The sequence below is a fragment of the Nitrospirota bacterium genome, assembly GCA_030645475.1.
Classification (GTDB): Bacteria; Nitrospirota; Nitrospiria; order Nitrospirales; family Nitrospiraceae; genus Palsa-1315.
In genome coordinates, this window is record JAUSMA010000015.1 from 40,884 (window position 1) to 62,651 (window position 21,768).

A 21,768-nucleotide genomic window follows, 5' to 3' on the forward strand; every position below is an offset into this window, starting at 1 on the left:
AGACAGACAAGACTATGAAATCTTCGGTGGCGGCGATCCCGCCTTCACCTGCGACAAATAATCGACGATCTTCTTCAGCGCCCCGGCGCTGAGCTTCTGTCCGAACACTTTCGGCATCGTATTGTCCGGGAATGGCTTCACCACATAGGCACTTGGTGAGACAATCGACTCCATAATGTAATCCGGAACAGTTTTTGCCGTCCCTTTGTAGTCCTTATCCTTTATGCGAAGAGGAGCATTTGTGCCTTCTTCGAGCTTAGGACCAATCGTACCAACTGCCCCAGGAATGCCAGGGATAGTGTGGCAGGACACGCACTGAGCCTTTGCTAAAATCTGATCCACCGGCTCCGTTCCATCTGCCAGCAAGGCGCTGGGCGGTCCGGCTGCCTTGTCATCTTGCTGCTTTGGACGATCGGCTTCCGGAATAAACTTCTCATAGGACTTGACGATCTCGTCATATGTCGGAGCGTCTCGCCCTTCGCGGATATAGAGCCACGTATCAACAGCCGCCAACTCTGCGAGACTCAGCGAGATCGGTGGCTTGTGGATGGCAGGCATTGGGCTTTCTTTATCGTTCGTACCCTTCACACCAAAGCCGGCAACAACGTAACAGCTCGGGCAGGAGTGGGACTCAGCGATATACTCTTGGCCATTTTCTGCAGTGCCCGCTCCAGGAAATGCTTCCTTCTGAGCATAGTCTCTACCTGCAGGCTTTCCCTTGCTGTACTTAGGATCTTCCAGCCGCTCTTTACCTGCACGCTCAGGAATACCGTCAAGGTTTGGTGCACGCTCTCCCAGCATTCCTTTGTGGAACGCATGACAAAGTGGACATTGCCCTTTCCCAATCGCGCCCTGAACCTTATTTTGCCCGATGCCCCCGAAAATGATCTTTTCGCCTTCATCGGCCAACTGCTGCGCGGTCATCGCCTCATACTGAAGCTTCTCTTCTTTCGGAGGAAATCCACCTTCGACCTGCGGCAACCAATTGCCATAGCCTGATAAGCCAGCAGCAACAAGGAACATGAAGCCGCCGATCTTGAGCAATGCGGCTTGATTGGGAAAGTAGATCCCCATCATAAAACACATTGCAGTGATGAGAACTAAGGAGACAGGCAACATCCGGTTCGCACCATAGAAACTGGTCTCATAGTGCGCAATTGCCAGCAACAGCATGAACGCAGCGATCGTGCCAATAAAGAGCTTGAACGTTGCGCGCTTCTTTGCAGTTGGATCACTAATCGATATCAGAGAGTACACGAGAAGCCCCGCGAGAAGCGCGAGCAGTGGCCACCCTATTGAAATAGCTTCGTTTATCAGATCGCCCACGATTGTAACCTCCTGAGGTTTTGGTAAGAGCGGAGGCACGTACCACGCGCCTCCACTCCCCCAAGCAAGATCCTAAAGATGATCAGTGGCTCCCAGCTGGCTGCGCAGCGCCGCCTGGAACCCCTGCCTTTACTTCAACTGGCGCCTTCTTTATCCCGAGGCTACCAAGCCAGAAGACAAAGAGAATGCTGATCCAGAAGAACAACACATTGAATGAAATCATATTTGCGGCAAATCCCACTGTATGGGTATAGGCCCAAGGTGAGTTATCCCGCATGATCTCATTCACGTGCCAGAACAATCGGACTGAGGAGCGAATGTACCCCATCAACCCCATCATCCAAGTAAAGGCTGTCGCAAGCATGATCAAAGCATACTGCGACCGAGCTGAGATCTTTCCCCACTCGATAGGCCCCATCTGCTTGGCGCCCTTCATCATGAAGCTATTGAGTGCAAACATGAAAAAGAGGCAGGACAGCGTCGTAGCGACTTGAGGCACCGACAGACCGACTCGCACGTTTGCCGGGATATAATATCCCAGGACCGCGAGCCCAATAATATTGACGTAGGCACAACCAAAGAACATACCCATGAAGATATTGCCGAACTTCGACCAGGACACCGTCGAGACCTTGTTGCCTCGCATGTACCAGACGAAACTAAGAATGGTGGTGGTAATGATGACGTTGATTCCACCGTTCTTGGCCGACATGACGCCATAGTTCCCCAACACCGGGTGCTGCTGACCACCCATCGCCTTGAGCTCAGCGGGAGTCATGACAATCGTGTGAGGAGTAATGAACACCAGGTAGCCGCAACAGAGGACGAACACGAGATACTTGATGTAGCGTTGATATTTCTCGGCACCACGCATCCGGCCTAGAGCCTGCCAGAGATAGTAGTTAGTGCTGAGAAAGAGAATGCCGATCATCGTAGCTTGAATGATGAAGAGCCAAGCCAGAAGACCGCCCATGAGGGTAATGCCCATCTGCTGACGGTAGGCATACACTTCGCGCATCAGCCAATAACCGGCGAATGGCAAGGGGATCAAGAACGCCACGCCGAGCGCCATGGCGATATAGCCCATCCAATCATAATGCGCACGATCTTCGTCGGTCTTGGAGGCCAAAAACTTGTACGCCGCGTAGGCCGCCACGACACCACCACCGAACGCCATGTTACCCAAAATGCGATGCAGGTTCAGCGGATTCCAAAGTGCGGTATGGATGACGTGCCAGATGTTCCCAAGATAGCGCCCCTGCTCATCGACTCCGGCCGGCGACATCATGAACCCGATCCAGGAATTCGCCAAGAACATGAGCAACGTTCCGATCACGTTCAAAATGACGGACAGGCTCAAGTGAATCCACTTCAGAAACCCTTCCCTCATCTTGTCCCAGCCGTAGTAATAGATGTAGAGGGTTCCGCTCTCCGCCACAAACATCAATGCATAAATATGCATGACCGGACGGAAGATACTGGATAAGTAACCGAAGAACGCCGGATACAGAGTCAGGAAGGTGAAGATCAAGATACCACCGAGAATGGCGGTCAACGAATAGGCCGTCAGACTGATCTTGATGAAGTCGTAGGCGAGCTGATCATACCGCTTCGCCATCGCTTTATCCTTCGTCACCACTCCCATGAACTCGATGACCATGCAGAAAATCGGAACCGCGAGCACAAAACTTCCGTAATAGAGGTGCTGCTGATTTGCGAACCAGAGCAACACGCGACTCTCGAAGTTGTATCGCGGATAATCCCGAGGACCATCGACGGTCTTCGGAGCAGGGGCACCGACAACGATACCCTCCGTCTTATAATAGACGTCTCTCCCCTTCTCGACCTTCGCCTCACCATCCTTCTTCACCGCATCAGGCGCATCCGCGCCCAAAGCTAGCGTTGGAAGCGATACGGCGATGGGGAGCAGGAGAAGGCCAATCATCGCGCAAAGCGCCATGATTGAGAACAACTTCTTCCCAGCCACTAAACCCATGGGATACCTCCTTAATGCATTCCGAAAAAGACTCACCATAATTCCCTGCAAACTCAACTCAGCACAGAATAGACCCAGGACCTACTTCCTGAACAAATACCAGAAGTCCAGTCCCTGCGAATCCATCAAAAAGTGATCGACTCCCACGAAATAGGCAACACAAATTACTAGCGACACAAGCACATAAACGATTGTCTGACCCATTAGACTCCCTCCCTCACAGCTTGCAGACATTCAAAAACCCCAGAAATAGAGCGGCCCTCACTTAGCAGGGGCACTGAATTCCTGCGAACCAATAAAAAAACCAGATTCCAGCCGCACAGGTGATGTAGAAAATCATCTTGCCGATGTTAACCTTCATCTCGCTATCTGCTACCACTGTTGCCATTGTGTCTCCTTCTTCTGATGGAAATAATACGCGCCTAGTTCAGCTCAGCGAATTTCTTGACACACAGATTTTCATATGTTATTCAAAATTCTTTGCCGCACACGAAATATCAGGGGAAAATCGATGATTGCAAACTCAAAAGTGTTCGACATTATAGTTTTGGCCGGTATGGTTGTCAATATAATTTTGGCCGTGTTCCTCATTCTCTACCACTTTGATTTGTTGTAGATTTTTCATGGTTTCAGGCTCAAGTTCTACTCTTATTTCATGCCTGAAACCGCACAGCGAAATCCGATCGTTTCATCGCGAAAGTCGGAAACCATTTTACTCCGACTGGTGATACGAATATCAGCCCCCGTGGTCGCGTATCCTCCCCCTCGAAGCACCCGAAAGGTGCCAAACTCAGGGCCTTGAGGGTTTCGTTCGGGAGTCTCCTTAAAATAGCTTTCCGCGTACCAGTCGGCCACCCACTCCATCACATTTCCTGCTCCATCCATGACACCGTACGGGCTCTTATCGGTCAGAACGGCACCGACAGGCGCGGCGACATCATGACCATCCTGCACCCTGGCCCAATTCGCTCCGTTGGGCTGCTCCACATTACCCCAGGGCCAGAGACGGCCATCCGTTCCTCTCATCGCCTTCTCCCACTCCGCCTCAGTGGGAAGCCGCTTCCCCTTCCAATGACAATAGGCTTCCGCATCCTCCCATGACACGTACACCACGGGCTGATTGATGCCACGCATCCTGCTCATGTTCTTGGCGTAGCGGGAAGGAGGACCAGACTTGCGGTGGCCGGTCGCATCGACAAATTGCTGGTAATAAAAGTTGGCCACTTCGTACCGATCAATGGCAAAGGCATCCAGCACCAGCGTGCGCTGCGGCCGTTCGTCAAATCCGTCATGATCGGTCCCGCGGATGAAGGGCCCTGCCGGAATTGAGACCATCTCTTCCCGGACCGGCTCTTCACGAGTAACCTGAGAGGAATCGAGCGGCTCTGACGGGGTTGCATCCGTGGAATTGCTTGGAGGATCCTCAAATGGAGTCAGCGTGGTGCCACGGATGATTGCCAGGATGGGAAGCGCAGCAAACACGAGGACGGTAAGAAGAAACGCGATCTTAAATTTACTTTCAAGCATGTCTGTTATGACGCCGAGGGGCTGTCGCCAATCTCCATATCGCTCGCACATCGAAACCCGATCGTAATATCCGTCCGCCAATGCTTCGCCGCAAATCGTTTGGATAGCCGGGCGTTATGCTCAGTCTCTCGCCACGACCCCCCACGCACCACCTTCAAATCGACATCGTCCGGCCCTTTCGGGTCACGGTAGGGCGCTTTCTGGTAGTAATGCTCATCGTACGAATCCGCGACCCATTCCGCGACGTTCCCCGTCATGTCATAGATTCCATAGGGACTTCTCCCGGACTCGAACGACCCGGGAGGCGCGAGATACCGATAGCCATCTTCACTCCCATCCACATTGGCATTGGCGCGGCCATTCATGAAGGTGTCGCCCCACGCGTACTTCCGCTTCCCCTCGCCACGGCCGGCCTTTTCCCATTCCGCTTCCGTGGGAAGCCGCTTGCCTGCCCATTTGCAATAGGCCCCCGCCTCGTCCCACGACATGCTCATCGCCGCAAACTCCGGCTTCAGCAGCTTGGATTGATCGTCTTCAAACACCTCGATCTTCGGCAAGGGCCGCTTGGTCATTTTAGCGAACCGGGCATATTCCTCTTGCGACACCTCTTTCTTGTCGAGAAAGAACCCCTTGAGAAACACTTGACGCTCCGGCACTTCGTCTGGATCACCATCTTTGCTGCCCATGATGAACGGACCTTCGGGGATCTGCACCATTTCGCGGCCCTCATCGCCCATCTTTGTTTTATACATGGAGTAATCCAGCGAAGGGGCACTGCTCGGCGCAGGACGAGACTCAGTCTTGATCGACAGAACCAGCTCTTTCATCTTCTTCGCCTTGTACGATTCATAGACCAGCAAGCTGATGATCAGGAAGAACGACGCAAAGACAAAAATGATCGAACCGATGAGTACTCCCCTATTTTCCATCGCGTCTCATGCTCCTTCGATTGTGCGTGACACGGAGGGATCGACCGGCTCAGATGCGGCTTTCTTGGCCGCATACATATCCAGCAACATCGAGATCTGCACACCCAGAAATCCACCCATGGCGGCGCCGGCCCCCGCGCCAACGGATATTCTCTCCGGCCCGGCAATGAACCAGGCCAACGCCCCGCCCAACAGCGTTCCTACCAAAATACTCACCAGGAAGCGCCGTCCCCCCATAAACCCGATGACTCCGCCAAGTACCAGCCCCGCCCCACTCGCAAGCGGCAATATACCGCCACCCATAATGACCCCGATGAGCGTTCCGACTGTTCCCATGACGGCCACGCCAAACAGGATATCGAGCATCGCACGGGGTGCAACTTGTTCCGTACCAGACTCGGTCATGCTAATGACAACTCATTTCTTTAACGGCCTGCGCTCGCAACCATCGATCCAAAGTCGATTTCCACCCCAGGCCCGGCAATGATCGAAATACCCCAGGCTTTCGCCGCCGGCTCATGCTGGTGAATCCGCTTGAAATCTTCGTAGACGTTCACGCGCTCTTCAAACCACTGACCGACATCCTTGGTGCCGCTTTGCACCACGATCTCCGAGCCGCTGAACATGCCCCCTTCGGTCACCGTCCCCTCAGGCTTCGAGGCACTCCAGATATACTTCGTGAACACCGGGATGAACATGAGATCCGTATCCAGGGAGGCGTAAATCGCTGCAATCGGTTCCGTTCCTGCCGTAGCGGATTTATGCAGGCGCCAGCGCCAGGTCAAGACCGGAAACGCCTTCGGGTCCCAATCGATCTTCTTCTTCTTGATTCTCTGTCCTGCATCCTTCGCCGCCAGAAAACTCACACCGTTCTCAGTCTGAACCTTATAGGCATCCCGCCCCTTGGACTGACTTCGCTGATTTTCATGATCCCAATTCGATGGGAACCCGTCCGTTTCCTTTGCCTGAAAATCCTCCAGAACCAAAGATGGGTTTTGGGCCGAGATCGCACCCTGCATCACGAAGCTTCCACAGATAACCAGCCCGACTGCGAGATATCGTCGAATTATCGCCCCTCGCCTCATACGCGCAACCCTTTCGCTGTTCATGCCTCTTGCGACGACGACGGCGCCAGAACCGTCGCATTTCCTTCGACCAAGTCTTCTCCCATCACGGGCAACTGATCACGCTGGCACATCCAGAAGAGCGCGAACACCGCTCCCCAGAACACCACCATGTTGAGCGTCACCATCTTCGCCGCAAACGCCAGATCCGGTGTAAAGGCCCAGGGAGAAACATCGGCCATCACCTCACTCACATGCCAAGCCAACCGCCCGGACGAACGAATATACCCCATGAGACCCATGACCCATGAGAAGGCAGCCGCCAATCCGAATAGGCCCACCATGCCTCTGACCGATATCTTCCCCCATTGGACCGGCCCACGAATAAGCGCCCCCTTGAGCATCATGCGATTGATCACCAGCGCGCCCACCAGAACCGTGAACGTCGTCACCGCCTGCGGCGACGACAACCCGACGCGAAGCTTCGCCGGCAGATAGAACCCATAGACCGAGAGGCAGATAATGTTGAGTGCACCGACCAGAAACAGCGCGCCGATCAGAAAGTTTCCTTTCTTCACCCAGGAGACAACCATCGTTCGATTTGCGCGCCGATAGTAGATGAAGCTCAGTGTGGTCACGAGAATCAAGATATTGACTGCGCCGTTCTTCGCCGACATCACGCCATAGTTGCCGACTACGGGATGCGACGAACCGCCCATCGCCTTCACCTCACTGCCCGACATCATGACGGTATGCGGCGTCAGCCAAATAAACAGGGCTAAGATCAAGACCCCGAGCAGCGACTGGTAATACGGCTGATACCGTTCACCGCCACGAAGGCGCGCCATGCTCTGCCATAGGTAATAATTCACGCCAAGAAACAACGCGCCGATCAAGAGCGCCTGCACCACGAAGAGCCAGGTGAGTAAGCCGCCCATCATCGTGACGCCCATGCTCTGACTAAACGCATAGACCGACCGCATCAACCAATAGCCGGCAAAGGGCATGGGTAACAACGCGCAGACCGTGACGAACAGAAACACATACCCCACCCAGTCGAAATAGGCGCGCTCTTCATCGGTCTTGCTGGTAAAGAAGCGATAGCAGGCATAGGCCAACACCACCGCACCGCCGGACATAATGTCTGCCAGGAAACGATGGACGTTTAATGGATTCCACAGCGCCGAATGGAGCAAATGCCATCCGTTGCCCAGAAACCGCCCTTTGGCATCGACACCGGCCGGCGCCATCATGAAGGCCGACCAGGAGTTCGCCAAGAACAGCAGCGCGGCCCCGAACAGGTTCGTCAAGACACCGATCGAGGCATGCCCCCACTTCAGCGCCGGCGCAGCCATCCGGCTCCAACTGTAGTAATAGAGAATGAGCAGCAGCGATTCCCCGACGAACACGATCGCATAGAACGGCATGAAGGCCTTGAACGTCCCGCCCATATACTTCATGAAACTGGGATAGAAGAAGATGAACATCCCGAGCATGAGGCTCCCGACCACAGCCGTCACCGACAGAGCCAGGAGAGAGACTTTTGCCAAATCTCGCGCGAGGCCATCATAACGAAGGGCCAGCGCAGGCTTTTTACTGCTGAGCCCCAGGAACTCCAGCAAGACACAAAAGATCGGCAGTGCGAGGACAAACCCTCCGAAATACGTGTGCTGTTGCGTGACAAACCACACGAGCAATCGGCTGTCGAACGAACCGATCCTCGAATAAACCGTCTCTTGAGGAGAAGGAGCCGGCGGCCCCTGGGGAACGCCAGGTGTCTTGAAGTAGAGGTCGGTGGCATCCTCGGCAAAGGACTGGCTCTGACCACCCCAGCCGATCCAGGAAACAGCCAGCACAATCGCGATCAGGGCAACAAACCAGAACGCCCCGTGAGTTCTTTTTTTCATGGCCATAGGCTTAACCCTTTGAACCAGCCGTCATGGAGATGCCTGCACCGGTCGACTTGCCAAGAATTCCCATCACAAAGGGACAGCGAAGCAAGGCACTCGAGATCGTCAGTCCCTGTTGTTCTTCGACCTGCCGGCGAAACCCGAGATAATAACAATACAGCGCCATCATGCCCGTCACACACCCGCCACCGACCATGGCGTAGGCAGTGGGAATGCCAGGCTGTCGCAAGAGAAAAATGACCGATCCTGCCGCCACGAGATAGTACGTCGCGGCAAAGGCCAGTCCAGGCCACCACCAGTACTTCAGCAATTCACTGGCCTTCGTCTGGAACAATCCTTGAGTCCATGACGCGTCTGGACGAAGCCCGCCGAAATAGGCACAGAGCGCGACTCCGCCTCCCAACGACGCCACAGCAGACAACTGGACCAGCGCCGCTCCCTGACTTCCCTCGACGAACTGTCCTAATGAAGCGCCCACAGCACCGACGATGAGGCCAACTCCAACCCAGGGGGCCAGTTCCATCCCATGACTCTGCACCAGCGTGCGAAGGGCTGCTCCATCTGGGAACGTGGGAAACGGACGGCCCATGAGAGCAATTTTCCGCACATGGCCAATCTCAAACGCGTCGCGCGCGACGGCGGTGCAGGAAATGATAATGGCCATCATGGCCGGCCCATCCGGATGTTGGAGATAGTCATATCCCACGAGCCACAACAGCGCCAAGACCAACAGGGACAACTGGACCCCGTAGACAAATCCAATCCAGCCGCCGAGCCAGAGCAACAGACGACGCCCATCCTCTTGGAGGATCTTCCCCCATGCCGTAGCCCGACCGACGCGATAGGCAGACAGCGCCGTCACCACCGCAACAAGACCGCTGACCAGCAACAACACGACCGGCTCTGATAGTGGCACCAGCAGCTTAGCCAACCGATAGACCACGAACGCCACCAAGCCAGGCACAAACATGACGATCCGCTTCTGCTTGCGCACCACATCTTCCGTGACGACAAGACTCAGGCTTGGCAATACTCGCAATGCCATTCGATGCAGCATGTAAAATTCAACGATAAACGTGGAGCGATGAGCCATGAGCGAGAAAGAGAACTCTTGACGATTCTCTTCTGTCGTTCATCATTCAGCGTTCAACGTTCTGCGCTGCCTTTGGAGCCCATTCCGAAATAACGCGCTTTCACTTCTTCCATCAACGCGACGGTAATTCGTGTCTCGCCGCGGTCGGCCACAGTCCGCTCCAATTCAATACGGGCCATCGCACGAACCGGTGCCGGCACTCTATCCAATCGACGTTCCGCCTCAGGTTCCCACTCGATCCGTTCGCCGGTCCGAGGCCGAAGCAACGTGTCGTATGTGACCACCCGTTCTCCTCTGACCCGCACATCCTGTTCCACCTCACCGCGCACGAGCGGGGCAAGGTAGGGCGGCATACGGTCCAGCCGATGCAGCGCATCATCGGTCCACATCGTCCGATCGACAAACCCGCCCGGTTGGCCGGCAGGAACATCGACACCGACCTTCAGCCCACAGCCGAGACATTCCGACCGAATGAACCATTGGGGCGTTCCATCATCGTAGGAACGTTCCTCAACCCCCTCGGTATGCATCCAGCGGCCACAGCCACAGGTCAGCATAACGGGGCCTCAGTGCTGAGTGCTGAGTGCTGAGTGCTGAGTAAAGAGGCCGTCCTTAGGTCATCGCTCATCGCTCACCATTCATCGTTGGCCCCACTACCCGATCTTTCCCGGATAGAGAAGATACAGCATGGTGTAGGTGGTGGTACCGGTCACAAAGAGGACGCAATACACGATCATCGTAAACAGCCCAAGTGCCCGATGCCGCCGCGCGCCGTTCGGCCAGATCCGCTGAATCGTCATCTCGACCGAAAATACGATGGCGATCAGCAGCAACAGGCTGAGATAGACTTCGAATTTGCGCATGGAGAATCCGGCGGTGGCCACGCGCGAGAAGAACAAGAACATTACCAGGGCCGTGACGCTCCCAAAGATCACCCCGACCTTCCTCCAGGTCGTCAGGAGCAGCGTCTCCTTGAGCGAACGAGCGCCATCGATGACTTGCTGGGAACGGAAACCCAGCACGATCATGTAGATCGCCATAATCAATCCGAGAATGACCAGAATGATGTGCACGGTCAGAACAGGGATGAAGACATAATCGTAGAGCGCTTGCGACCCGCCAAAACCTTCTTTCCCCTCAAAGGCCAACACGCCTAATTGACGAAACAAATAGTAGCTCATGAAGAAGGCCACCATGGCGATCATCCCGCCCAGCATCATCCAATGATGGGCATCTGCCCGCCGTCTCCGCGCCTGGATCCAGCCGATCACGAAGAGCCCCGTGAAGAACGTCGCCATGAGCTGGCTCATGTCCGCCCCGACCGTGGCATGGGTGCCAAAAAAACCAGGCTGTTTTAGCCATTCAAGCATAATATTCCTTGCCGCGTACTCGGCTCTCAGGCCTGACTGGACTTCGTACCCAGCACAACCGCTGTCGGTTCCAGCTCTGTCACAGTTGGAAAGCCGGCTTCGCTCATCCACTGCATCGCATCTGCCGTCTTATAGCAACCGCCCCGCTGCGTATTGACCAGAATATGCACCGCGAAGGCGGTGGTCCAGGCCGGACCGGTGCCTGTCTCATTGAGGAATCGATCCTTGATGATTAAACGGCCGCCTGGCGCCAAATGGGTCCAGACCCTCTTGACCAATGCCGCGTTCGTCGGAAAATCCTGGTAATGCAGGATATCGGACATCAGAGCGACATCGTAGGGTCCACCAAGTCCATCCTTGTTAAAATCGCCTGACTGCAACGAAATCCTCGATTCCAAGCCAGCCTCTTTCACCGTTCGTTCCGTGAGCCGAAGCGTCGCAGGTAAATCGAACACCGTCGCCGTCAATTCCGGGTAGACCTGGCAGAAGGCAATCGCATTCGTCCCGGCTCCGCCTCCCAAATCCAGCAGCCGAACCGGCCCGCTCAGCTGCAGCCGCTTGGCGAAATCCGGCCCGCTCTGCTGCCCGATTCGATGAAGTACCGCCAGCACGTTGAGGCCTAACTCAGGATCGGTCTCAAAGACATGCCGATCGACAGACCGCTGTCCCGTGCGAATCGTCTGCTCCAGCTTGCCCCAGTTGTCCCATTCAGCATCGTGAAGCAGGAGAAGATGCCCGATATATTGAGCAGAATTGCGAACCAGATGCGTGGCTGCAGCCGTCGAGTTTCCGTAGGAATCCCCGTCCTTTTCCAACAGCCGCATCGCAACAAGGGCATTCAACAAGAGTCCCAATGTCGGCTCATGGGCGCCAAGACGACCGGCCACGTCATGAAGGGTTTTCCGTTTCCCATCCAAGGCGGAAAACACATCCAGCCTAATGGCCGTCAATAGAATCTTCGTCTCCCAGTAGTACCCCAGCTGGAAAATTTCTGCGAGCGAGAGTTCTCGTGACACACCACTCCTATCAGGAAAATTGCCTTGAAAGTCGGCATCTTACCTAGATCGGAAACTGAAAGGCAAGGCAGCTGACCGGACGCAGCACTCTGTACAAACACAAAGGGCAGCGGATTGCTCCGCTGCCCTTTGATTGCGGGTGACCCCGCGAAGACACAACGCTGGCTTACTTGATTTCAGCCTTGACTGTGGCAGTTCCGCCCTCGGTCACGTCCACGTCAAATTCAACCTTCTTGCCCTTGGCTGCAAACGGATGCCAGGCCACAATCTTGTGCTTGCCAGCCGGCACATCCTTGAGCTCGAACGATCCATCTTCCTTCACCACGGCAAAATGCGCATTCGACACCGGGAGAAAGAAGCCCTGCATGAACTCATGCTGGTCGCACTGTAAACGATAGAAGCCGTCCTTCTCTGCACCGCCACGGAACACCACTGGCTTATCGAGCTTGTCGCCCTTCTTGGCCAATGCGATGTTGAAGCCGGTGGCCGAGCTGGAGCCCTTCACCACGAAGCTATGAGGATTGTGCAACACACCCTGGACCGACTTTGGGTCATCGGCATCGGCGTCGTGATTTTCAACTTTGAAAGACTTATTGTTCACCACCACACCGGTAAACGGAAGGAACTCGCAGAACTCCGCTACGGCTTCGGTGCCGGCATAGGCATCCATGAAGGCCTTGTCTTCGATATCGACAACGGCTACGACGGCGCCCTTGAGACCGCCATCCTTGCCCACTTCAATCTTCTTGAAGAAGCGCTTGTCCCCATCGATCAACGCCTTGTTGGGATTCTTCACGCAAAACTTGGGGTTGGGGAACTTCGCGAAAGAAAATTCGCCTTGCTCAGACTTGCCTGCAAAGGTCACTTTGCCGGCAATGGTTCCGCCTGCAAACGAGGTGAGAGGCGCCGCGACAAACGCGACGGCTGCCACGCCTAATATAACTGATAACGCACTCTTCATATGACTGCCTCCTTGTGATGGACAAATAACTGCTGCGTTGATGCTCTCGTTCCCTTAACTCCTAACCACCGGCCATGAGGGGAAACGGGAACGCATTCCGCCCTGGTGACTCGAACATAATTGAGATTCGCATTGGCGAGGCTAGTCTCAAGCCGAGTCTGTATACAAAACTCTACCCTACCCTGTCAATCTGAAACAAGGGGGTCGCCCTATCCGTTGGATAAATCTACTTCTTCTGTTGAAGCAAGTGCAACAGCGCTCCTGCCGCAGTGGCTCGCACGGCATCGTTGGTGTCATGAAGTAGTTCCTTCATGAGGGGAACCAGCTCACGGTCCCCCACATGCCCAAGCGATCGGAGTGCCACGATCTTCGGACCGGGAAGCGGATCAGCCGTCAAACTGGTTAACAGGGCGATCGCCCCCGGAGCATTGGCCTTGGTTGCCTTCCCAAGGGCATAGGCCACAGAAGCACGCATAGCCGTATCGTTCTGTTGGGCCAGCGATTGTACGGTAGGCGCCACGGTCGAGTAGGGCTGGCCGAGTTGGAGCAACCCGGCAATTGCTGAGGCACGGACGGTAAAGCTGCCGTCACCGAGCGCCTGCGTGAGTGCCGGCACTGATTCAGTCCCTCCCAGATCCGCCAAGCTCCCCACCGCCGATTCCCGCACGCCCGGGATAGGGTCCTTCAGAAGCTGCTCAATCTGCCCCCGAACCTCTTTTCGTCCGAGATGCCCAAGCCCCCTGGCCGCCGCACCGCGAACGGAGGGTTGTTTATACGTCAACGACTCGATCATGATGGGGACGCCTCGCTGGTCGTTCAAGTCGGCGATCGTGCGAATCGCGTCAGCTCGATCCTCAGGATTCAGCGACTCTGCGGCCTGATGCAATTGAGTCCAAGCCTCCTTCTTGCCGAGCCTGATCAAGGCCGCATAGGCCGCGATACGAACCGTGCTCAGTTCGTCCTTGGTCGCTGATTCGACTAACGACATGACGCCTGGATCTCCCGTTCGACCGAGCGTTTTCACCACGCGCGCCTTCACCAATCCTGCTTGATCCTCGATCGCCGCGCGCAATTTCGTCGATTTCCGACCGGCCTCGGATCGCCCGAGCCCCTCGACGGCAAGAACCCGAACCGGGCCTGAACCATCGCTGAGCCCATCCTCAAAATAGGGGACGACCTCGTCCGAATCCACCTCTTTGAGTGCAGTGTACGCAGCCCCGCGCATTTGATCGCGCATGTCCTTCACCATCACAACGATGAACCCCAGCGCCACCTCTCGGAGGAGGGGGATCTCATCGTGCTTGAGCGCAAGCTCCAACTTGTCGTACTCACCGAGCGCGTCCTTGGGATTCGCCAGTTTAAGAAAGGAGTGAATCCTCAGCCGTCGGACGTCCGGGCTGAGATTCTGCTCCTTCTCCAACTTGGCCAACAGATCAATCACCTGTCCATACTGTTTCTTCTCGTACGCCTCTTGCGCTTCCTTGGGCACCGATGACGTTCCGGCAGCCAACACCGGTTGATCGACGCCACTCCACACCGTCAACCAGGCAACCGCCATCGCGGTGAACAGATACCAATGACGACCCGACCGCCTGCTCCAATTCCATTCACCCATCGTCTCGCTACCCCCGTCCTTGCGGCACAGTGGCCGCCATGCGCTTTTTATATCCCTGCGGCTCTTCAAAGTAATAGGCCGGCTGAGGGGACAGTCTAAACCGTTCATACTCAAACGACCACTCCCGATCCCGACTGACGAGCTTCAAGACCACGCCTGTTTCCACGTCGACCCATTCGTAAAACCGCTCGACCCGGCCATGGTGGTCGGTTTGAACTTCGAACAGCTTCGCGGTGCGACCGGCGGCCGTCGCGTCACCGACCAGGATTCGCTCCTGCTCACCCGGTAAGGCCTGACTAACCGGGAGCAGATCGTCAGGGTCCAGCCCTGTCACCAGAAATTCCTTCTGTTGGGCCAGCAGATACCAGGTCTCGGATTTATCCAGCCGGATGATTTCGATCGCCGCATACCCGCGTTCGGTTCGAATCGCATACTTGTACTCCAGCCGCAACCGGTCGCCCTTCGCAAACACTTGCGCCTGGTATTGCTTCCCCTTGATCTTCTTGACCAATAAGCCGGAGAACTCCACTAATGGAGTAGCCGCATCGTCAGCCAGGACATGCCAAGGCATGCTCGCCTGCCCCAGGTACAGGGCCAGCAAGAGGCAGAGCCCCCACCTCCAGGACTTATTCCATAGCCTAACTCTCACAGGATGCTCAAAATGTCTGTCCAGCAAGGCCGCAGGCGAATCGAAACAGGAGGCGTACCCTCGGGGGCGCACGGTGCGACGAATAAGGAGCACCACGTTTGTGCGCGCCGCCGAGTGGTGAGGCGGCCGGGTCCCCGTTGAGGATTTCGATGAGCCGAGAACGATGCTGGCCGACCTTTTCAGCATCCTGTTAGTGCTGATGCTCGACGAGTGGCTGGATATCGACGGAGTAACCCAGCGTGTCCGGGCCGAAACGGGGATTATCCATCACCTTAAAGGCGGAACGATTCCCCTTTGGAGCGAGGAGAGAAAGACGTTCGACCAATGCACCGTCCGGCTGGATTGTGACCGTCTTGGTGACACCAGGACCGGTCTGCGGATGCCACACGACCAACTGATAGGTGCCAGGAGGAATGTTCTCGATCGAAAACTTTCCGGACGAGTCAGTCAGCGCATAGTAGGGGTTGTTGACCGCCATCGCCCAACTTTCCATGTAGGCATGGAAGCCGCACTGCATGTAGAACGTCCGACGCCCTTTATTTAGATACACCGGGCCAACCAGAGACTTTCCCGGTGCATGATTGTGGGTCGCATGGATGTCGCCACGGTGGTGCTGCTGGTTCATCACCAGCGGCGTATTGAACAACGTACGCGCACCGGATTCGAGCGACGTTTCGTAGCCTTGAATGTCGTGCATCACGGGATCCATGTTGATCACTTCGACGGCATGCCCGTTTCGCACGATCGTCATGAAGGGTTGGAACTTGCAATCACGCGCCTCGATCAAGGGTACGGACGTTTCAAACGGCTTGCCGGATTGAACCCCTTCGAGTAACACGATGGCGTCTTGCAGGCCCCCTTGAGGGCTCACGACAAAGTCGTGGAGCAGGCGCCAGCCCCGACCGTTGGAAATCCGGCCACAATATACCGGATCCGGAAACGTGATCAGGTTGAAGCCTTTCGGCTCGGGAAGCGCCCCCTTCAACTCAACGGTACCTGCAATCGTCCCGCCATGAGGGACCTCGATTACATCGTAGGACCAGACGAATGTACCTGAGAAGATCAGACAGAATACAATGACTGCGACATTCACCGCAGCATGAAAGGCGGTGCACATACGATATCTCTGCATGAGACGATTTCCTTCCAGTTGGAACGATTCTCGGCATCGTACCAAAGGGAGCTCTAAAGAAAAAGGGGGGAGGCCTTAGGCCTCCCCCCTCTCTTGATTCGTCACCTCCTGCGATCGGCAGGAGGGACGGTCTTACTTCGCTGCGACCGGAATGGCCTGCACCGGTTGCTCAACCGATGCGCTCTTCATTCCTGCACCAGCTCCGTGCAAGGGCAGCAAGCGAGTATCGCCGGACGGCAACACACGCACATAGCCCCATTGTCCGGACTGGGAGTACGGCAACCGCTGGTTGCTGTACACATAGTCACCGGGCAGGCGGTACGGACCGCCGGCAGATGGCAGGAACGCATCGAGGATCTCCGATCCGGAGAACTCGACCACGCTGATCACATCCGCGCCGCGCATGAAGGGCTCAATCGGCCACTCATGCTTCTCGACGCTGAACATGCCGTTCTGCTCATTGTTCGCCCCGATCACATGGATGCGCACTGGATCGCCCGCATGCGCTTCGATGAGCGGAGTGGCTGGATCTTCAGGCTTGTCCGCCTTGCAAGGCTGGAACATCTTGCCCAGCGAGCAACCCTGCTCCTCACGATACTTATACGGCTCAGACCGGTAGTTGACGCCGGTCAGACCAGCGACGTTCTGCACATACGGCATGAAGCTGGTGCCGATGATGTTATCTTCGTCTTGGAAGAACAACGCCACGTCACGATAGTTCGGACGCATTTCATTCCCCGGCACCGAGCGATCGATGATCACGTCGGCAGCCCAGGAATTCTTGTTGCTGAGATCGGCACCGGTCCTCGGATCCCGATACTTGGATCCCTTCGGGCCGACCACGACCGCTCCGAACAACCCGTTGCGCGGGTTGACCATCACGTTACCCCAATCCCACACCAACGACGTCGTTTCACCGTTGAACGGATCCGCGTAGTAGGTATAGGACCGCTCGGCACCAGGAGCGATCGTCTGATCGCCCGGGTTGTTGCCGACGTTCAGGCCCATTGAGTCCTTCGGATCAAAGGCCAATCCGATGGCAGAGAAGGACGCCTTGCTGTCCTTCATCTTGTTCTTCAGATTGACTTTGACGCAATCGCCGACGTTCACACGGAGCGTGAGCGGCATCGGGTGCATGCCACCCGCCACCTTCGCGGCATCTTCCTCCAAGGCATAAATCTTGGCCTCAGGGTTGCTGATTTGAATCTTCCGTTCGAAGTCCACTTCGATAGACTCAGGCGCCTTCGCATTGAACTTCATCGCAGGATAATCCAACGCCAGCACATTGAAGCTCTTCACCGGCGCATCCGCCGGACAGACCGGCACTGCCTTGGGAATCTCTCCCTTGGTGGAGAACCCTGACGGCAACTTCTTCAAGTCTGCCTGCTCTTTGTCGTAGACACGGATGATGCCCCAACCGCCTTCGGAGAACTTCGACGACCGTCCGTTGAAGTGGATGTAGTCACCCGCTTGCAAGCGGGGTCCGCCGGCCTGCGGCACCACGAGGTCGTAGCGCTCGGCAATTCCGACGTGCATCGAATTCTTCCGGTTCGCATCGCCCGCATACCGTTCACTCAAGAAGGTATGGCCGGAGATGGTCCAGGTCATCGTCTCGTTCATCAGCGTATGCAACAACCGGAACACCATCGTATCTCCGACGTACGCCCGCAGGAGCGGCGTGTACGGATCGCCATGGATCTGGCTGTTGAATGCCTGCGACACATCCGGGTTCGTAGCCAACCGCTGAGCGATTGGAGCTGCCCGGAAGTTCAAACCGCTTCCCGTGGTGTGCGTCCCACCGTTCAGGAAGGGCATCGGCGTCATATAGATTTTCTCAGGCATCATGAAGGACACGGTCTTCCCCGCTTCGAGCGCCACTTCAATCGGCTGCCCAGGAGGATTGCCCGCAGTCACGATGTTGACGGTATGCGGCACGGTATCGTGCAACTGCACCATCAACTCACGGAAGCTGTTGTTCACCCCGTGCCCCACTGGCTCGACGGTGCGAATGTCCGCGATCGGACCGCTCCGGATCATCTTGCCGGTCTTCGCATCATGATAGGTCGATCCAACCGGTTCAGCGATGAAGGTTCCGAATCCACCGTGCGGCCAGGTGGTCGCGCCGAATGCATGGTCGTGCCAGAACACGGTTCCCACGTCTGCATCGACCCAGAACCGCTGACGGACGAACTCCACCGTGATGATGTCGTTCGCCGGGTGATCGTTCTTCAATCCCTTCGCCAAGGTGATTGTGTTGCCGCTGATCGCCTTGATACGGGAGATTTCGTTACCCTTCACGTTATCGGCGCCGACAAGAATCAGCGTGCCGACATGGTATTGACCTGCGTTCTTCACTGAGAGCGAGGCGGCCCCCTTCTTCGCCGGCGCAGTCAGCACCGTGTTCATCGGAGCAGGCAACCCCTTTTTATTGTCCTTCTTCAACATCGTGAACGGGCGGACCGACTGCTCATAGGAGAAGCCGGTGATCACACCGTCGGACGCTTGATTATCGAACTGGAGGAAATGCCAATGGGTATTGATCTTCGATGACTGGAAATTCGTGTAGTCATCGTCGTCCCACTCGCTGGTCAGCGTCCAATCCACGCAATCGTAGATGTTGCCGCGAACGACCAACGGATACTTCAGATCGTCGTTGGCCCGGATTGCGGCCTCTTCTTCATGGAGGACATAGATCAATCCGTTCGGATCGACCACTGCCGGCTCCTTGCCCTGCGCCTTGGCGATCTTGATCGGCAACTTAATGAAGTGAACGTTGAAATCCTTCCGGCCGGCATTCTCCGGACAGAGGCTCCAGATGCCGTTCTCTCCCGGCTTCGCCTGATCGGTGCTCTCCTCGCCGTTCGCATCCCGACGGATCATCTCCAACCAGGGCGCGCCGGAATGGTTCGGGGAGAACATGACCCGACGACCGAAATGCGGCGTCAGGTGTGGCCAGGCCACTTTGCCCGTCATCGACTCGAACATAATCGGATGCCGCTTGCCCGGATGCGTGGACTTGTATTTGGGATTGTCGATCGTGCTCTCTCGTTCGCTCATCGCACGATTGCCGTCCCAGGCCCAATCCAACACCGTCGCGTCGTAGGAAACCGTCTGGCCCTTTTCATCGTCCTTGTGGCCAGGCTTGCCCATGGTGGGCATCTGCATCGCGACCCAATCCTTCACCGTGACGGTGGCAGGGTTGGTGGTCCAGTTGCTCTTACCTTTGTCGGTGATCGTGAACTGCTTTCCGAACCAATCGACCGTCTGACCGACCAACTTGTCCGACGAGATCGGAGTCTTGATCCGGCCCTTGCGATCCGGCAATTCTTGAAGGTCCGGCATCACGTCGTTCCGGAGGTCCCCCTGCTGGATCGTGTTGTACACGCGCCAGTAGCCCCACATACCAGCCACATAATGGTGCGCCACGTGGCAATGGAAGAGGAAGTCACCGGCCAACTGTTGGCAGAGACCCGATCCACACTCCGTCTCGAGGTCGAGGGCTTCTGAAGGCCCGATGACTTCGACGTCGACCCGGTCCGTCTTCGCACGAATCACCGGATACTTAACCGGGCCGTTCACGGCGGTGGCCCAGAGGTTCATGTCGTCGATCGCCCGCGGGCTGCGCGGCCAGCGAATGGTTCCACCATGGGGGTGGTGCGAGTGGAACACTTCCGATCCACCGTGGACCAAGCGGAACTTGGCAGGATCGCCGATGTACGAACGGGGAATCGTCGGCGAGGGATCGCCGAACGTATAGGAGCTATAACCCATCGACTCGTCTTCGAATCCGAAGTACTCGTGCTGCACATGCATGTTATTGATGCCGAACGGCTCGCTGCGATAGTTGATCGCACGGCCACCAGGACGGTAGGCATCGGTCAGAGGATCGCGCTGCGGGAGGAAATCCCCCTTCTTGTTCAAGGGACGGAATGCTTCGTCGCCGACTTCGTGGTAATAGAGCACGAACTCACGGAAGTCAGGACCGGTTCCATTCTTGATCATGACCTGCCAGCCGCTGGAGGCCGGAGTCACGGCACCGCTGCCGAGCGCTTCCCAATAGGACGAACCGCGGGGCTCGACCACGAAAGACCCGAACATGCCCATCACCGTCAGCTCACGGTCTTGGCTGTAGGTATGGAACTGGCGGACACCCTCTTGGGTGTTCGGGTGGATGTACCACTCGAACTCGCCGCTCTTCTTTTCCTCGACGACCGAATCAGAATTGGTCGTCGTCGCCGCCGCGCCGGTGGCGCTCACGACCATGCTCGATCCATGGATATGCAAACTGACCGACCCGCCGCCCTCTTCCAGCTTGTTCGAAAGCTTGAGCTTGACGCAATCGCCCTGGTTGGCACGGATCGTCAAAGGCTGAATCCACTGAGCCTGTACACCTGGAATGATCGCGCCAGGATCGAACCCTTCCTTCTCGCGCGCTTCCTTATTCTTGGTTTCTTCCGCACGCACCTTCTCGATATTCTCGTCCAGCACGTACATGTAGCCGGGATAGAAATCCAGCCACTGGTTCAGCGTGATCTCGACGTTGATCGCGGAGACGTTGTACTGCTTCACCGGGGCCGTGGCCGGGCACTTCCCGCCGCCCGTCAGCGCGACCGGTTCCACCCGAGGATCGGACACCAGGAGCATGTCCTGCCCACCCGCTCCATATTGGTGCATCATGGAGGAGGTGTTGTACATGCCCGTATTGATGCCCTGCAGCTGAGGATCGCTGGCCATATGGTCCATGATCCGCTGATGCTGCTGTTCAACCATCGCGGAACGCTCGGGCTTGCCGCCCATCGTATCCTCGACGATCGTCTGACCTTTGAGTTTTTCTGCCCAACCGGGCAGCTGGTGATTCATCGCAACGTGCTGCGATGGGCTCTCAGCGGATGCGAGCGGGACCCCGAGAAGGGCCACCGCCGCCATCGCGCTAAGCATGCGGGTAGGGACACAGACCCGTAGCGTACGGAAAAACATGGACCGGCCTCCTTGTTTTGGTGAGAAAAACAGCTACAAACTAGAATGACGTATGTATGGACCGAATAATGGACCGGCCTCCTTCAGATGAGGAGTGAAACAGCTAGCAAAAATAAACAACTCGTACGCATGACACATTCCTCTACCGACTCACGAAGAAATGTTCATCTTCATAATGAGGGGCGAACGATACTGAAATTCCA

The 21,768-nt window shown here is 56.2% G+C and carries 16 protein-coding genes; all 16 read right to left on the bottom strand.

The annotated features are described in order from the left end of the window. Positions 1-12 precede the first annotated feature (12 nt). Complete coding sequence (locus Q7U76_03270; GenBank protein ID MDO8355394.1) at positions 13-1,326, bottom strand: nitric oxide reductase; 1,314 nt, start codon at positions 1,324-1,326, stop codon at positions 13-15. Between the two features lie 82 nt (positions 1,327-1,408). Then, the gene (locus Q7U76_03275; protein ID MDO8355395.1) at positions 1,409-3,322 is read right to left on the bottom strand and encodes a cytochrome ubiquinol oxidase subunit I; all 1,914 of its coding nucleotides are present in this window, start codon (positions 3,320-3,322) and stop codon (positions 1,409-1,411) included. A 648-nt stretch (positions 3,323-3,970) separates the two neighbouring features. After that, a complete protein-coding gene (locus Q7U76_03280) occupies positions 3,971-4,849 on the bottom strand; it encodes an SUMF1/EgtB/PvdO family nonheme iron enzyme (GenBank protein MDO8355396.1) in 879 nt (292 codons plus the stop codon). Positions 4,850-4,854: 5 nt separating this feature from the next. Continuing rightward, on the bottom strand, positions 4,855-5,778 hold the full coding sequence (locus Q7U76_03285) for an SUMF1/EgtB/PvdO family nonheme iron enzyme (GenBank protein ID MDO8355397.1): 924 nt from the start codon (positions 5,776-5,778) through the stop codon (positions 4,855-4,857). Positions 5,779-5,784: 6 nt separating this feature from the next. Then, a complete protein-coding gene (locus tag Q7U76_03290; protein ID MDO8355398.1) occupies positions 5,785-6,183 on the bottom strand; it encodes a hypothetical protein in 399 nt (132 codons plus the stop codon). 20 nt (positions 6,184-6,203) lie between these two features. Next, entirely contained in the window at positions 6,204-6,797 is a 594-nt protein-coding gene (locus Q7U76_03295) for a DUF3047 domain-containing protein (GenBank protein ID MDO8355399.1), read from the bottom strand. 86 nt (positions 6,798-6,883) lie between these two features. Next, entirely contained in the window at positions 6,884-8,755 is a 1,872-nt protein-coding gene (locus tag Q7U76_03300) for a hypothetical protein (GenBank protein ID MDO8355400.1), read from the bottom strand. Between the two features lie 4 nt (positions 8,756-8,759). Then, on the bottom strand, positions 8,760-9,797 hold the full coding sequence (locus Q7U76_03305; GenBank protein MDO8355401.1) for a hypothetical protein: 1,038 nt from the start codon (positions 9,795-9,797) through the stop codon (positions 8,760-8,762). 101 nt (positions 9,798-9,898) lie between these two features. Next, positions 9,899-10,402, bottom strand: coding sequence for a PCP reductase family protein (locus tag Q7U76_03310; GenBank protein ID MDO8355402.1), 504 nt, complete (start codon positions 10,400-10,402; stop codon positions 9,899-9,901). 96 nt (positions 10,403-10,498) lie between these two features. Continuing rightward, the gene (locus Q7U76_03315; GenBank protein MDO8355403.1) at positions 10,499-11,215 is read right to left on the bottom strand and encodes a DUF420 domain-containing protein; all 717 of its coding nucleotides are present in this window, start codon (positions 11,213-11,215) and stop codon (positions 10,499-10,501) included. Positions 11,216-11,241: 26 nt separating this feature from the next. Then, positions 11,242-12,231 carry a methyltransferase gene (locus Q7U76_03320; GenBank protein ID MDO8355404.1) on the bottom strand — a complete coding sequence of 330 codons (990 nt, stop codon included), beginning with the start codon at positions 12,229-12,231 and terminating at the stop codon, positions 11,242-11,244. Positions 12,232-12,397: 166 nt separating this feature from the next. Next, on the bottom strand, positions 12,398-13,192 hold the full coding sequence (locus Q7U76_03325; protein MDO8355405.1) for a hypothetical protein: 795 nt from the start codon (positions 13,190-13,192) through the stop codon (positions 12,398-12,400). Positions 13,193-13,418: 226 nt separating this feature from the next. Next, positions 13,419-14,807, bottom strand: a complete 1,389-nt coding sequence (locus Q7U76_03330) for a HEAT repeat domain-containing protein (protein ID MDO8355406.1) — start codon at positions 14,805-14,807, stop codon at positions 13,419-13,421. Positions 14,808-14,814: 7 nt separating this feature from the next. Then, positions 14,815-15,378 (bottom strand): hypothetical protein, encoded by a 564-nt coding sequence (locus Q7U76_03335; GenBank protein ID MDO8355407.1) that lies wholly within the window; start codon positions 15,376-15,378, stop codon positions 14,815-14,817. Positions 15,379-15,646: 268 nt separating this feature from the next. After that, entirely contained in the window at positions 15,647-16,588 is a 942-nt protein-coding gene (locus Q7U76_03340) for a carboxypeptidase regulatory-like domain-containing protein (protein MDO8355408.1), read from the bottom strand. A 132-nt stretch (positions 16,589-16,720) separates the two neighbouring features. Continuing rightward, the gene (locus Q7U76_03345; GenBank protein ID MDO8355409.1) at positions 16,721-21,565 is read right to left on the bottom strand and encodes a multicopper oxidase domain-containing protein; all 4,845 of its coding nucleotides are present in this window, start codon (positions 21,563-21,565) and stop codon (positions 16,721-16,723) included. Between the last annotated feature and the right edge of the window lie 203 nt (positions 21,566-21,768).

Bases quoted from the DNA above. Each gene is read 5' to 3' on its own strand.
- Q7U76_03275 (MDO8355395.1), bottom strand. From the start codon at position 3,322: ATGGGTTTAGTGGCTGGGAAGAAGTTGTTCTCAATCATGGCGCTTTGC.
- Q7U76_03280 (MDO8355396.1), bottom strand. From the start codon at position 4,849: ATGCTTGAAAGTAAATTTAAGATCGCGTTTCTTCTTACCGTCCTCGTG.
- Q7U76_03285 (MDO8355397.1), bottom strand. From the start codon at position 5,778: ATGGAAAATAGGGGAGTACTCATCGGTTCGATCATTTTTGTCTTTGCG.
- Q7U76_03290 (MDO8355398.1), bottom strand. From the start codon at position 6,183: ATGACCGAGTCTGGTACGGAACAAGTTGCACCCCGTGCGATGCTCGAT.
- Q7U76_03295 (MDO8355399.1), bottom strand. From the start codon at position 6,797: ATGCAGGGTGCGATCTCGGCCCAAAACCCATCTTTGGTTCTGGAGGAT.
- Q7U76_03300 (MDO8355400.1), bottom strand. From the start codon at position 8,755: ATGGCCATGAAAAAAAGAACTCACGGGGCGTTCTGGTTTGTTGCCCTG.
- Q7U76_03305 (MDO8355401.1), bottom strand. From the start codon at position 9,797: ATGGCATTGCGAGTATTGCCAAGCCTGAGTCTTGTCGTCACGGAAGAT.
- Q7U76_03310 (MDO8355402.1), bottom strand. From the start codon at position 10,402: ATGCTGACCTGTGGCTGTGGCCGCTGGATGCATACCGAGGGGGTTGAG.
- Q7U76_03315 (MDO8355403.1), bottom strand. From the start codon at position 11,215: ATGCTTGAATGGCTAAAACAGCCTGGTTTTTTTGGCACCCATGCCACG.
- Q7U76_03325 (MDO8355405.1), bottom strand. From the start codon at position 13,192: ATGAAGAGTGCGTTATCAGTTATATTAGGCGTGGCAGCCGTCGCGTTT.
- Q7U76_03330 (MDO8355406.1), bottom strand. From the start codon at position 14,807: ATGGGTGAATGGAATTGGAGCAGGCGGTCGGGTCGTCATTGGTATCTG.
- Q7U76_03335 (MDO8355407.1), bottom strand. From the start codon at position 15,378: ATGCCTTGGCATGTCCTGGCTGACGATGCGGCTACTCCATTAGTGGAG.
- Q7U76_03340 (MDO8355408.1), bottom strand. From the start codon at position 16,588: ATGCAGAGATATCGTATGTGCACCGCCTTTCATGCTGCGGTGAATGTC.
- Q7U76_03345 (MDO8355409.1), bottom strand. From the start codon at position 21,565: ATGTTTTTCCGTACGCTACGGGTCTGTGTCCCTACCCGCATGCTTAGC.